The organism is Acidovorax sp. KPB24-07, from assembly GCF_057543315.1.
Map to the genome: position 1 here is coordinate 1 of NZ_BAAJYS010000098.1, position 12,696 is coordinate 12,696.

Genomic DNA, 12,696 nt, shown 5'->3' on the forward strand with positions numbered 1-12,696 from the left:
CTGGGGCTCGGGCCGGGGGCAGCGGCCGGTGGAAGCGGCAGCGGGAACAGGCGGCAAGGTGGGGGCATCCGGCCGCCGGTCGGCAGCACGGCGCCCGGGGTGCGCCTGAGTGAGCGGGCATTATAAGAATGCGATTTATTATCATTTGAAGACAACCCTTCGCCCCGTACCGCCATGCGCGGAGCGGCCGGAAAGAGCGGGTCTCCATGGGAGATGCTATTTGCTATTATTTTTGTAGCTGCATGCCCTAGAAGAATATGTGCTGGAGCCGGTTTTTGCTCCAATATTCTGTGGCGGTGCGCCATGGGTGCTGCCGTGTGCCAATCCCATGAAAAAAAGCGAGGCCAGGGCCTCGCTTTTGGGTGGGCACCGGCCGTGCCGCGCTGGCACGGCTCCGATGCCGGGAGAGCGGCTGCGCTCAGCTCAGCTTCATCTGCGACGGCGTGCCCGTCAGGTAGCCCACGGCCGAGCCGAACTTGTCCTTGTAGTTGGCGCGCACCAGCGGGTCCAGCGTGTCCTTGACCTTGCTGTGGATGCTGCCCCAGTCGCCGGCGTGCTGGAAGTTGCTCATGATGTAGGTGAAGCCGTTGATCTCGTCCACCGCATGCAGGCCGGTGGATTCGCCGCCCGCCGGCACCGACATCAGGCGCGACAGCTGCTTGGTGTCCACGTTGTACGCCCACAGGAAGTTGTTGACGTGCTGGCTGCTGTCCTCGCCGATGAACAGCGTGCGCAGCTTTTCGGAGAACTTGAGGTTGTCCGGGTTGGCGATGTTGTTCGGGTTGGCGGTGTTGCCGAGCGCGTCGGCCGTGATGTCTTCGCCGGCCAGCAGGGCCTTGGTGTCCACGGGCATCCAGTCGCTGTTGATCGCGGCGCCGGTGGTGTCCTTCTGGCCGCCGCGCAGGTTCAGCGCCATCACGGCACCGGCCACGAGCTGCTTGGGCACCGAGATGCCGTTGCCCGGCACGTTGGCCGCGTTGCCCGCCACCATCGAGGTCTGGATGTTCTGCAGTGCCGAGTAGGCGATCTTGTCCTTGGCGTTGACCGTGGTGCCTTCCATCTTGGTGAAGCCCAGGCTGGCGCCCAGCAGGGCGGCGTAGCGGTGGGTTTCCAGGAAGGCGGCGGCCTTTTCCATGCCGGCGTTCAGCTTGATCCACTCGGTCTTGCCGTTGGCGACGATCTTGGTGAAGGTCGTGTCCTTGGGGTCGGCGCTGGCCACGGTCATGATGTCCGTGGGCTTGAGCTTGCCGGCCAGGGCCTCGATCTCGGCGCTGGTGGCGGAGCCCAGCTTGATCCAGGTGAGCGGCGCGGCCGTGGTGGCAGCGGGGTCGATGGAGAAGCCCGCGCCGACCTTGGCGGCGTACAGCGTGCCGGAGGACAGGTCCTTTTCCTTGTCGGCCACGAAGACGAAGTAGGCGCTGTTGGTGGCGTCGTCACCCATGAGCGCGGTGCGCTGGTCGGGCATGACCTGCACCAGCTCGTGCGAGATGCGGCCCATGCAGAAGTGCTTCTTGATGCTGGCCGTGCCGTCGGCGTTCACCGTCACTTCGGGCATGTGACCGTAGTGGTAGGGGTTGGCCGCCGTCTCGCTGCCGTACAGGTTCTTGCTGTAGGCCTTGAACTGCGCGTTGGAGGCGATGGTGAAGGCGTCCGGCTCGTACTCTTCGCTGGACAGGTGGGTACCCCAGGGCGACAGGCTCGCGCCGCAGGTGATCCACAGGCCGTGCACCTTGGAGGTGTCCACGTTGTGGTACTTGACCAGCGACAGCTTGCCCGTGGCGGGGTCCTGGTCCAGGCTCAGCACGGCGATGGGGGAGGGCAGCTTGCCGTACATGTCGGTCTTGCCGTCCTGCGCCCAGGTGGTGTATTCGAACTGCACCACGGCGAACACGGGGTTGCCCTTCACGCCGTCCACCTTGGCATTGGCCACGGTCAGCAGCGAGGTGCCGTCCGGCGAGTCGGAGAAGAACTGGCGTTCCTTGCCGGCCACGGTGGTGTCGGTGATGGCCTTGTTGTTGATGTCCACATAGCCGCCCGCCAGGATCTTGCCGCCCTTGCCATCGGACACCATGTCGCCCGTCACGAAGAAGGGCTGGTAGGCCAGCTGGTAGTTCTGCACCGAGTTGTCGCTGAACTTCACGCTCATCGTGGAGCCCACGGACGTGGTCGCCATGGCAGCCGGGTTGGACAGCGTGGGCGCGGCCATCGAGCTGAAGCTGGCCGATGCGAACGTGGCGCCATCGCTGCCGCCGCCGCAGGCGGTCAGGAAGGATGCGGAGGCGCTGGCGCCCAGCGGCAGCATTGGCACGCCGGCGAGGAATTGCAGGGCCTTGCGGCGGGTGGGCATCGGGGTGTGGGACATCGTTTTGTTCCGGAAAGGAGAGGGGTGCGATACGCCGCCGGCAACGGCCGTGGGGAGCGGCAGGCCGGCGAGCCAAACGCGGAAACGACGCAATGCCGCTTCCACTGCCCGGATGCTAGGAATCGCCCGTGACAGCGATTTGAAGGAATGGTGACAGCCGCGTGACGCGTGCGGCCGCATCGACCGCTGCCTCGGGCCCCATGCAGGGGATCGGAGCGATCGACGGGCGGGTGCGGGCCCGTCGGCCGGACCGGACTGCGCTCGTCCGGTCGGCGGTGGCCCGGGGGCTTTGGCCCCGTGGCCTGGCCCCGAAGGGCATGCGCGTCAGAGTGGGCCGGGCGGCTCGGCGGCGGCCTCGGACGGAGGCGGGACCAGGCGCCGCTCCGGTGGCTCGAAGCAGTCGCGGAACGAAAACACCACCGAGGTGAAGAACATCGCCGCCAGCATGAGCGCCGTCGCCACCATGATGCCGCCCGCCACGCCGCTGCCCAGGCCCAGGAGCGCCAGCAGCGTGACGCCGATGCTGACCACGATGCCCGCGCCCAGGAACACGCCCGTCCACACCAGGCCATAAACGGTGAAGGCGCTGAAGTTGCGCAGGCACGCCACCATGCTGAAGAACAATGCCTTCACGGGCGGCACGCCGTGCCAGTGCACCAGGCCCGGCGCATGCCAGAACAGCAGCGACAGCGGCACGTACAGCGCCAGGGCCAGCCACATGGCGGCCTGGAAATCCCCCGCCTCGGCCACCTCGCGCGTGAGCTGCTCGCCGCCCAGGTACACGCGCGCGAACTGCCCGTCGTCCACGAGGGCCGAAATCGCCATCACCGCCAGAAAGCCCACGGCGTACAGGGCGCCCAGGATGAGCATGTCGCGCAGCCGCTGGCGCCCGGTGCGAAACGCCACCAGCAGCAGCGCCGGCGTGGGAAAGCGCCCCTGCGTGGCCTCGCCCGCGGCCACCATCATGGCCAGCGTGGCCGAGGGCAGCAGGGCCAGCGCGACGGCCGGGCCGATCAGGGGCAGCAGGGTGGCCAGCGACATCGCGGCCATGGTCATGAAGAACAGGGCCGCCAGCGCCATCGGCTGGCGCCAGAAGACGCGGATGCCGAGCCGGACCCAGTCAAGGCCGGCACGGGCGGGAACGATGTGGAGTTTCATGGGTGGATTGTGGTGGAGGGGCCCCAAGCCGTGCACGGGCCAGGGACATGCGGCCGGCGGCGGGCCGCCCGCGTCCGTTCAGGCATGCACGGGGTGTGCCAGGCGTTCGCGCAGCACGCGCTCGAAGTGCGTGGGGTCGTGCGGCGTCAGCAGCGAGGCCTCGCGCGGCAGGTAGAAATCCCACAGCCGCGAGATCCAGAAACGCAGCGCGCCGGAGCGCAGCATGGCGGGCAGCAGGGTGCGCTCGTCGGCGGTCAGCGGGCGCACGCCTTGGTAGGCGTCCAGCATCGCGCGGGCCCGCGCGTCGTCGTGCGCGCCCGTGGGCAGGTCGATGCACCAGTCGTTCAGGCACACGGCCAGATCGAACAGGAAGGTGTCCACGCCCGCGAAGTAGAAGTCGAAGAAGCCAGTCAGCTCTTCGCCGTCGAACATCACGTTGTCGCGGAACAGGTCGGCATGCACCGGCCCGCGGGGCAGTGCGGCATAGCCGGCGGAGGCCGCCACGTGGTTCTGGTAGGCCAGTTCGGAGCGCAGCAGCGCGGCCTGTTCCTCGCCCACGTGGGGCAGCACGGCGGGAACGGTCTCGTTCCACCAGGTCAGCCCGCGCAGATTGGGCTGGCGGCGTTCGTAGCCGTGCCCGGCCCGATGCATGCGCGCCAGCGTGGCGCCCACGGCGGCGCAGTGCGAGGCTTCGGGCGCCAGCTGGCTCTTGCCGCGCAGCTTGCTCACCACCGCGGCCGGCTTGCCGGCGACGCTGTGCAGGATGTCGCCGTGCTTGTCGGCCCGCGGGTCGGGCACGGGAATGCCGGCGTGCGCCAGGTGCTTCATCAGGTGCAGGTAGAACGGCAACTGCTCGGCGGTGAGCCGCTCGAACAGCGTGAGCACGTACTCGCCCTGGTCGCTGGTGAGAAAGTAGTTGGTGTTCTCGATCCCGCCCTCGATCCCGCGCAGCGATACCAGCGTGCCCAGTTGCAAACGGCGCAGCAGGTCGCGCGCCTCTTTCTTGGAGACTTCGGTGAAGACGGCCATCGCTCAGCGCAAACGAAGAAAAGGAAAAGGGAGGGGAGAGGAAAAAGACACGGAAGTGCGAACGCAGGGAAGGCAGCCGAAGCCGCCGCGCGCCCGATCGCCCGGTGGCCGCGCCGTGGCGGGCGGCCAGGGGCTCAGAACTTCATCACGTTCCACACGCGCGGGGCGGTGTTGGTTTCGGCGCCGTTGCGTGGGCGGGTGCGGGCGCCTTCGCCGGGCTGCACTTCGTATTCGGGCATGCTGCCGGTCTTGGGCTGCACGGTGATGCTCTGCGTCTGGCCGCCCACCCGCAGCTCGTTCACGCGGCTGCCTTCGTCTTCGACCTGGATGCGCTCGACGCGCTGGTTCTGACGGCCTGCCGATTGCTCCTGATTTGGTAGCTGCTCTCGCTGATCAGTCGTGCGCTGGGCCGCGTTTTGATCGGGGGTCTGGGCCAGGGCGGGGCCGGCGATGAGGGCCAGCAGGAGGAGGGTGTGGGCAGCGCGCATGGGGCGGATTGTAGAGCGCAGCACCTGGGTGGCGCGCAGCGCGGGGCACAATCTGCGGCTATGAGCAAACCCAAGACCCTGGTGCTGGTGGACGGCTCCAGCTATCTGTACCGCGCCTACCATGCCATGCCCGACCTGCGGGCCGTGCCGGGCGACCCCGCCAGCCCGGCCACGGGCGCCATCCGCGGCATGGTCAACATGATGCAGGCCCTGCGCCGCGAAGTGCGCGCCGACTATGCGGCCTGCGTGTTCGACGCCTCGGGCAAGACCTTCCGCGACGACATCTACCCCGAATACAAGGCGCAGCGCGCGCCCATGCCCGACGACCTGCGCAGCCAGATCCCGGCGATCCACGAGGTCGTGCGCCTGCTGGGCTGGGCCGTGCTCGACGTGCCGGGCGTGGAGGCCGACGACGTGATCGGCACGCTCGCCGTCACCGCGGCGCGGCAGGGCGTGGAGGTGATCGTTTCCAGCGGCGACAAGGACATGAGCCAACTGGTGGATGCGCACATCACCATCATCGACACCATGAGCGGCAAGAAGCGCGACATCGCCGGCGTGACGGCCGAGTTCGGCGTGCCACCGCACCTGATGGTGGACTACCAGACCCTGGTGGGCGACACCGTGGACAACGTGCCCGGCGTGCCCAAGGTGGGCCCGAAGACGGCCGCCAAGTGGCTCATGGAATACGGCTCGCTCGATGCGCTGATGGAGCGCGCCACCGAGATCAAGGGCGTGGCGGGCGAGAACCTGCGCAACGCGCGCGACTGGCTGCCCACCGGGCGCCAGCTGGTCACCATCCGCACCGACTGCGACCTGGAAGGGCATGTGGCCGGCCTGCCGTCGCTGGACGCGCTGACCACCGGCGCGCAGGACGCCGCGGCCCTCAAGGCCTTCTACGAACAGTACGGATTCAAGGGCCTGGCCCGGGCCATCGACATCCAGGAAACCGCCCCCGAACTGCTGGAGGAGGGGGCCGCCAAGGCGTCCAGAGGACGTGGCGCCGCCATGGACCCCACGCCCGGCCTGTTCGACGAGCCCGCCGAAGTGGCCGCGGCCAAGGTGAGCAACCTGCAGTACGACACCGTGCTCACCTGGGAGGCGTTCGATGCCTGGTTCGGCCGCCTGCAGGCCGCCGAACTGGTGGCGATCGACACGGAGACCACCTCGCTCGACGAGATGCGCGCCGAGATCGTCGGCATCAGCTGGAGCGTGGAGGCCGGCACGGCCGCCTACGTGCCGCTCATGCACGACTACCCCGACGCCCCGGCGCAACTGCCCCGCGACGAAGTGCTGGCGCGGCTCAAGCCCTGGCTGGAGGACGGCACGCGCAAGAAGCTCGGCCAGCACGTCAAATACGACCGCCATGTGCTGGCCAACCACGGCATCGAAGTGCAGGGCTACGCCCACGACACCATGCTGCAGAGCTACGTGCTCGAAGTGCACCGGCCGCACGGCCTGGGCAGCCTGGCGGAGCGGCACCTGGGGCGCAGCGGCATCCACTACGAAGACCTGTGCGGCAAGGGCGCCAAGCAGATTCCTTTCAGCCAGGTGTCGATCGAACTGGCGGCCGAGTATTCGTGCGAAGACTCCGACCAGACACTGGACGTGCACCGCGTGCTGTGGCCCCAGTTGCAGGCCGACGACAAGCTGCGCGGCATCTACGAACTGGAGATGGCCAGCAGCGAGGCGCTCTACCGCATCGAGCGCAACGGCGTGCTGGTGGACGCGCCCATCCTCGCGCAGCAAAGCCACGAGCTGGGCCAGCGCATCCTGCAACTGGAGACCGAGGCCTACGAGATCGCGGGCCAGCCCTTCAACCTGGGCAGCCCCAAGCAACTGGGCGAGATCTTCTTCGACAAGCTGGGCATGCCGGTGGTCAAGAAGACCGCCACCGGCGCGCGCAGCACCGACGAAGAGGTGCTTGAAAAGCTGGCCGAGGACTACCCGCTGCCCGCCAAGCTGCTGGAGCACCGCAGCCTGTCCAAGCTCAAGGGCACCTACACCGACAAGCTGGCGCAACTGGCCCATCCCTCGACCGGCCGCGTGCACACGCACTACGCTCAGGCCGTGGCGGTGACGGGGCGCCTGTCCAGCAACGACCCCAACCTGCAGAACATTCCCATCCGCACGGCGGAAGGCCGGCGCGTGCGCGAAGCCTTCGTGGCGCCGCCCGGGCGTGTGATCGCCAGCGCCGACTACAGCCAGATCGAGCTGCGCATCATGGCCCACCTGAGCGGCGACGCCTCGCTGCTGCATGCCTTCACCGAAGGGCTGGACGTGCACCGCGCCACGGCGGCCGAGGTGTTCGGCGTCGAGGTCGGCCAGGTCAGCAGCGAGCAGCGGCGCTACGCCAAGGTCATCAACTTCGGGCTCATCTACGGCATGAGCAGCTTCGGCCTGGCCAAGAACCTGGGCATCGAGACCAAGGCCGCCGCGGCCTACATCGACCGCTATTTCCAGCGCTATCCCGGCGTGAAGCAGTACATGGACGACACCAAGGCGCTGGCCAAGACCAAGGGCTATGTGGAGACGGTGTTCGGCCGGCGCCTGTACCTGCCCGAGATCAACTCGCCCAACGGCCCGCGGCGCAGCGGCGCTGAACGCGCCGCCATCAACGCGCCCATGCAGGGCACCGCCGCCGACCTCATCAAGAAGGCCATGGTCGCCGTGCAGGACGTGCTGGACGCCGAAAAGCCGGGCGTGCTCATGATCATGCAGGTGCACGACGAACTGGTGTTCGAGCTGCCCGAGAGCGAAGTGGACTGGGTGCGCCGCGAGATCCCCCGCTTGATGGCGGGCGTGGCGGACCTGAAGGTCCCGCTGCTGGCCGAAGTCGGCGTGGGGCCGAACTGGGACAAGGCGCACTGAGGCGGGCGGGCTGGGGCCGGTCAGGGCCGGCCCGACTCCGGCTTTACTGCCCCATCAACGCAGGCAGCGCCTTTTCGCACGCGGCCTGGCAGAGAAACCGCTGCGTCTGGCCGGTGGCCTCGGCCGTCAGGTAACCCGCTCCGGCTGCGTGGATGCGCCACGCGTATTTCGCCCCGCCTTTCATGAGCGTGCCGGAGAAGCTGCACGGAAGGATGATCGATTCGGCATGGAATGTCGCGGCAGAGACTTCGTGGGCGGTCGAGAAATAGGTGGCTACGTCTTTTGGCGTGAGGGACAGCGTTTCGCAGCCCAGGGTGTCGGCTGCTCCACTGTCCTCATGCCGCTGAATGCCTTCAGTGTCCACGTGTAGCGGCTGCGCACGGGGGCTCGGCAAAGCCGTCCAGAGCGCGCCCAAACCGACGGCCACACAGACGAGCATGCCAATGGCGCTGAGCCCTGATGCGTTCAAAGGCAAAGTGCGACTCGGAGCGTTCCTTTTCGATGCCAGGTCGAAAGCCGCTTCACGAGGCTGGACAGTCTGGCGTCACGTCCGCTCCCAGCGGAAGGTAGTAATGCGCCTTCGGCACCCATTGCCCCTTGGCGCCGCTCTCTGCGACCTTCACGTGCATGCCTTCGCTGGACAGGCAGTGGTCCACGCGCAGGCGGGCCTTGCGGTCCGGCCATCGCAGCACCACGCGGTGGGCATGGGTGCGGGAGACCACGGCGTTCTTCGCCAGCAGCAGGCCCACGAAGCCTTCTTCGGGCGCCTTCTGGAATTTCGCATCCCGTTCATCCGCAGGGACCGCGTCTTCACCGCGGTATTGCAGGATGGAGGCGTCCTGCACCGCCGCGCCCGCCTGAACGCAGCACTCCGGCTTCTTGCCCATGGGCGGAGACAGCCGAAGGTAGTGAAGTGCCTCGCCTTCAGGCTGGAGCTGGCCCAGCACCAGCCGGGGCGCGTCGGGCCGGCGGGCGTCGAGAAGGCCCACGCGCGAGGACACGGGCGATGCCGAAGGCACCGGCTGCGCGGTGTCGGCCTGCGCGCTGGTGCCGCCGAGGAGCAGCCCCGCCAGCGCCAGAAGGACCGAGGCCGTGGACCGGCTGAAAAAACGGCCGTCGGGCATCTGGCCTGCCGTACCGCTCAGGGGGCGGCGGGGGAGGATGCGCTCAGTGGCCATCATCGGACCAGTGCGGCGGGTCGGACGTGAGCTTGTAGACCCCGTAGGTCGCGCCCAGGGCATGCAGTTGCGCAGCGGTGGTGACAGTGGTGCTGGTGCCTGTGGCATCTTTGAAGGCCTTCCCTGAATAGTTGGTGATCGTCATGTCGATGGCGCGCCCCTCGGAATGGCGCGAGGTCAGGGCGGGCGCATACACGATGCCATAGCCTGCCACCATCTGGTTGGCGGCGACCCGCGCCGCGCCCGCATTGACCGCGCCCGTGGCACCGCGGTGGACCCATTCGATGTCCACGCCCGCCATCGCGGGCACCGTGGCGGCGTCCGCGTTTTTCGCGGGCGATGCGCCAGGCGTGATGCATGAGGTAGGCCCGCTCCGGCGGGCGCAGCGTGGCGGAGATGGAGACCGAGGCGCCCCCGGCTTCCAGCGCGGCGATGAACGTGTCCACCTTGGTGCGGAAACTGGCGATCAGATCGCTGGTGGAGGTACTGGTCGGGAACCGGGCAACCCACGCGCTGCCACTTGAATCTGCCATGTGCCTTGTCTCTTTCTGAAGGAAGGGAAGCGGGCTGGATGGAATCCAGGGGAATGGGCAACGCGGCGCGCCGACGGGTCGAGAGACGGCAGGCCTCCCAGGGCCACCGGGGCCGTGGGTTGTCACGCACCGCGGCGAGCCTATCCGCACCCCATGACCGCACCGCGACATTTGTTTCCAATTGCGTCCTGCGCACAGCGGATGCAGATGCTTTTTGATGCAATATGGTCAGATGCCCTTCTCTCGAAAAAGCCTGCCTTTGCCATGCGCCTGCGCCACATCGAAGTCTTCAATGCGGTGATGCTCACCGGCAGCGTGAGCGCGGCCGCGCGGCTCATCAACGTCACCCAGCCGGCCGTGAGCCGCATCCTCGCGCATGCCGAACTGCAGCTGGGGTTCGCGCTGTTCCATCGCATGAAGGGGCGGCTCGTGCCCACGCGCGAGGCGCAGACCCTGTACCCGCACATCGAGCGGCTGTTCAACCAGCTCGACGACGTGCAGCGCCTGGCCAACAGCCTGCGCGGCCAGCAGCGCGAAGGCGAATTGCATGTGCTGAGCGTGCTGGCACTGAGCCACGAGGTGATGCCGCGCGCGCTGCAGGCCTTCCGTGCGCAGCACCCGGACGTGGTGGTGCGCATCGATGCGTTGCACTCGCCGCAGATCGTTTCGGCCCTGGTGCTGCAGGAGGCCGACATCGGCTTCGTGTTCAGTGCGCTGGTGCACCCCTCGCTGGTGCAGGAGACGCTGGCGGAAGGGCGCGTGGTGTGCATCGCGCCCAAGGGCACGCTGGATGCGGACGTGGTGCAGGCCGGCGTGGTGCACCTGGCCGATCTGGCCCACACGCCGGTGATCCGCCTGGAGGCGAACGATCCGCTCGGCACGATGGTGAACCACGCCAGCCGCGAGGCCGACGTGGGCCTGCAGGCGGCCTTCACGGTGCAGACCTACCACGCGGCGCTCGCGCTCGCGCACCACGGGTTGGGCGTGGCGCTGGTGGATGTGTGCACCGCGGCGTCGGCCGACCGCACGCGGGTCGACGTGCTGGCGCTCGCGCCGCGCATCGCGGTGCCCGTGAAGGCGCTGCGCATGGTGAACCGGCCCGCATCACTCCTGGCGGACACCATGGTGCGCTGCATGCGCGACGCGGTGGCGCAGACGCTGGCGTCGGCCGGCCTGGCGGAGAGCGACTGACAAGCCGAGTGCGGCGGCGAACGCGCGCCGGCCTTCCCCCGCCGTGACTCAGGCGGGTGCGCAGGCCTGCAGCATCTGCTCGGCCACGATGGCCGCGGTACCGAACGCCAAGGTGAAGCCCAGTGCCCCGTGCCCCGTGTTGATCCACAGGTTGTCGGCCTCGGCGGCGCGGCCGGCGATGGGCAGGCCCGTGGGCGTGGCGGGGCGCATGCCCGTCCAGGGGTGCAGCGATGCGGCGGGCGCTTCGTGCCCCAGCACGGTGCGCACCGTGGCGCGCAGGCTGTCGATGCGTTCGGGGCGGATGCGGCGGTCGTTGCCCACCAGCTCTGCCATGCCGGCCACGCGCAGGCGCTGGCCCAGGCGGGCAAACACGACCTTGCGACCTGCGTGCGTCACGTTCATGCGGGGCGCCCAGGGTGCATCGGCCGGGGCGTCGAGGGTGATGCTGTAGCCCTTGATCGGATAGACGGGCAGGTGCACGCCCACCATCCGGGCCACCGCCACGCTGCCGCTGCCCAGCGCCAGCACGAAGCGGTCGGCCTCGATGGTGCCTGCGCTGGTGCGCACCGCCGCGATGCGCCCCTGTGCCCGGTCGAACCCCTGTACCTGCGCACCCCGTTCGAAGCGCACTCCGCGCTGGGCCAGCAGGGCATGCAGCCCATCGCACACCTTCTGGCAATCGGCCGCGCACTCGCTGGGCGTGTGGATCGCGCCGGCAATGTGGGGCGCGTGGTGGGCGAGCGCGGGTTCCAGCTCCACGCAGCGCTGTGCGGACACCGAGGCCTGCTCGCTGCCCCAGGCCCGCTGCAGTTCCATCTGCCGTTCGGCCGCGGCCAGGCCATCGCGCGTGCCGTACAGCACGAGCTTGCCGGTGCTGGAGAAGTCGCAATCCAGCGCCTCGCGGGCGCGCATGGCTTCGAACCCGGCGCGGCTGCGGGCCGCCAGCGCGAGCAGTTGCGCCGTGGTGCGGCGCGAGGTGGCGCCGTTGCAGGCCGCCAGAAACTGCAGGGCCCAGCGCCACTGGTGCGGGTCCCGCTGCAGCCGCACCTGCAGCGGCGATTCGCGCGACAGCAGCAGCTTGGGCAGTTGCACCCACAGGCCGGGATCGGCCAGGGGCTGCACGTAGCTGTAGCTCAGCTGTGCGCCATTGCCGCCGCTGGCGCCGCCGCCCACCGGGCCCTGGTCGATCACCGTGACGCGCATCCCCTGGCGCTGCAGCGCGTAGGCCGTGGCCAGGCCCACGATGCCCGCACCCATCACACATGCATCCATATCGCTCGATTCCCGTTGGTTGTCCGTCCTGGGCACTCTAGGGACGCGCGCGGCCTTTGAACAATGCCAAACCGCGGGGCAGGCATGCCGGGAAGTTATGCGCCGGCGCCGGGCGCGAAGATTGCATGGGGACCCTCTGGCCGATGCGGATGGCATAACTTTTCGTCATGGCCCATGCTGCCGAATGAATTGTTCAAAGCCGCACCGAGTTCCTAAAGTGCCTGGGCACCTGCACCGTTCCATTCCCCTTTTTGTTCCCGTCAAGGAGTTCCCCATGAAGCCATTCCTGTCTGCCGCCGTCCTCGCTTGCGGCGTGTGCGCTGCGGCCACCGCGGCCCACGCCGACACCCTGCAGAAGATCGCCGACTCGGGAAAGATCACGCTGGCCTACCGTGAATCGTCGGTGCCCTTCAGCTACCTGGCGGGCCCGGGCGAGCCGATCGGCTTCTCGGTGGACATCTCCAACGCAGTGGTGAATGCGGTGCGCGCCAAACTCAAGAACCCGGCGATCAAGGTGGAGCTGCAGGCTGTCACGTCGCAGAACCGCATTCCGCTCATCACCAACGGCACGGTGGACCTCGAATGCGGCTCCACCACCAACAACTCCGCGCGCG

11 protein-coding genes are annotated in these 12,696 nt (G+C 68.4%); 3 read left to right on the plus strand and 8 right to left on the minus strand.

Annotation, left to right across the window (positions count from 1 at the left end; genetic code table 11):
- Positions 1 to 418 precede the first annotated feature (418 nt).
- The 4 genes from AC27IQ_RS12305 to AC27IQ_RS12320 all read right to left on the minus strand — a co-directional run bounded on the left by AC27IQ_RS12305 (position 419) and on the right by AC27IQ_RS12320 (position 5,037).
- Positions 419 to 2,362 (minus strand): PhoX family protein, encoded by a 1,944-nt coding sequence (locus AC27IQ_RS12305; RefSeq protein ID WP_272564549.1) that lies wholly within the window; start codon positions 2,360 to 2,362, stop codon positions 419 to 421.
- Between the two features lie 324 nt (positions 2,363 to 2,686).
- Entirely contained in the window at positions 2,687 to 3,520 is an 834-nt protein-coding gene (locus AC27IQ_RS12310; RefSeq protein WP_284429044.1) for a BPSS1780 family membrane protein, read from the minus strand.
- Positions 3,521 to 3,598: 78 nt separating this feature from the next.
- A complete protein-coding gene (locus tag AC27IQ_RS12315) occupies positions 3,599 to 4,549 on the minus strand; it encodes a homoserine kinase (protein WP_487089638.1) in 951 nt (316 codons plus the stop codon).
- 134 nt (positions 4,550 to 4,683) lie between these two features.
- Positions 4,684 to 5,037 carry a hypothetical protein gene (locus AC27IQ_RS12320; protein WP_284395038.1) on the minus strand — a complete coding sequence of 118 codons (354 nt, stop codon included), beginning with the start codon at positions 5,035 to 5,037 and terminating at the stop codon, positions 4,684 to 4,686.
- A 60-nt stretch (positions 5,038 to 5,097) separates the two neighbouring features.
- Between AC27IQ_RS12320 and polA the strand changes: the two genes are divergently transcribed.
- A complete protein-coding gene (polA, locus tag AC27IQ_RS12325; protein WP_487089639.1) occupies positions 5,098 to 7,908 on the plus strand; it encodes a DNA polymerase I in 2,811 nt (936 codons plus the stop codon).
- Positions 7,909 to 7,951: 43 nt separating this feature from the next.
- Here polA and AC27IQ_RS12330 read toward each other — a convergent pair whose 3' ends face one another.
- From AC27IQ_RS12330 to AC27IQ_RS12340, 3 genes are all read right to left on the minus strand, one after another.
- Complete coding sequence (locus AC27IQ_RS12330) at positions 7,952 to 8,272, minus strand: hypothetical protein (protein WP_284429041.1); 321 nt, start codon at positions 8,270 to 8,272, stop codon at positions 7,952 to 7,954.
- 157 nt (positions 8,273 to 8,429) lie between these two features.
- On the minus strand, positions 8,430 to 9,089 hold the full coding sequence (locus AC27IQ_RS12335; RefSeq protein ID WP_487089640.1) for a hypothetical protein: 660 nt from the start codon (positions 9,087 to 9,089) through the stop codon (positions 8,430 to 8,432).
- Positions 9,076 to 9,387 (minus strand): hypothetical protein, encoded by a 312-nt coding sequence (locus AC27IQ_RS12340; RefSeq protein WP_487089641.1) that lies wholly within the window; start codon positions 9,385 to 9,387, stop codon positions 9,076 to 9,078. The genes AC27IQ_RS12335 and AC27IQ_RS12340 overlap by 14 nt, the downstream gene beginning before the upstream one ends.
- A 496-nt stretch (positions 9,388 to 9,883) precedes the next feature.
- On the opposite strand from AC27IQ_RS12340, the gene AC27IQ_RS12345 reads away from it, so the two are divergent.
- Positions 9,884 to 10,810: a LysR substrate-binding domain-containing protein gene (locus tag AC27IQ_RS12345; RefSeq protein WP_317351714.1), complete on the plus strand. Its 927-nt coding sequence runs from the start codon at positions 9,884 to 9,886 to the stop codon at positions 10,808 to 10,810.
- 48 nt (positions 10,811 to 10,858) lie between these two features.
- Here the strand turns inward: AC27IQ_RS12345 and AC27IQ_RS12350 are convergent, their stop codons facing one another.
- The gene (locus tag AC27IQ_RS12350; protein WP_487089642.1) at positions 10,859 to 12,082 is read right to left on the minus strand and encodes a D-amino acid dehydrogenase; all 1,224 of its coding nucleotides are present in this window, start codon (positions 12,080 to 12,082) and stop codon (positions 10,859 to 10,861) included.
- Between the two features lie 274 nt (positions 12,083 to 12,356).
- Between AC27IQ_RS12350 and AC27IQ_RS12355 the strand changes: the two genes are divergently transcribed.
- Positions 12,357 to 12,696: transporter substrate-binding domain-containing protein (locus AC27IQ_RS12355; protein ID WP_487089643.1), on the plus strand; the 340-nt coding region annotated here is incomplete at its 3' end.

Coding starts and splice junctions, on each gene's coding strand:
- AC27IQ_RS12320 (WP_284395038.1), bottom strand. CDS start 5,037: ATGCGCGCTGCCCACACCCTCCTCCTGCTGGCCCTCATCGCCGGCCCC.
- AC27IQ_RS12335 (WP_487089640.1), bottom strand. CDS start 9,089: ATGATGGCCACTGAGCGCATCCTCCCCCGCCGCCCCCTGAGCGGTACG.
- AC27IQ_RS12315 (WP_487089638.1), bottom strand. CDS start 4,549: ATGGCCGTCTTCACCGAAGTCTCCAAGAAAGAGGCGCGCGACCTGCTG.
- AC27IQ_RS12305 (WP_272564549.1), bottom strand. CDS start 2,362: ATGTCCCACACCCCGATGCCCACCCGCCGCAAGGCCCTGCAATTCCTC.
- AC27IQ_RS12350 (WP_487089642.1), bottom strand. CDS start 12,082: ATGGATGCATGTGTGATGGGTGCGGGCATCGTGGGCCTGGCCACGGCC.
- AC27IQ_RS12340 (WP_487089641.1), bottom strand. CDS start 9,387: ATGGCGGGCGTGGACATCGAATGGGTCCACCGCGGTGCCACGGGCGCG.
- polA (WP_487089639.1), top strand. CDS start 5,098: ATGAGCAAACCCAAGACCCTGGTGCTGGTGGACGGCTCCAGCTATCTG.
- AC27IQ_RS12310 (WP_284429044.1), bottom strand. CDS start 3,520: ATGAAACTCCACATCGTTCCCGCCCGTGCCGGCCTTGACTGGGTCCGG.
- AC27IQ_RS12345 (WP_317351714.1), top strand. CDS start 9,884: ATGCGCCTGCGCCACATCGAAGTCTTCAATGCGGTGATGCTCACCGGC.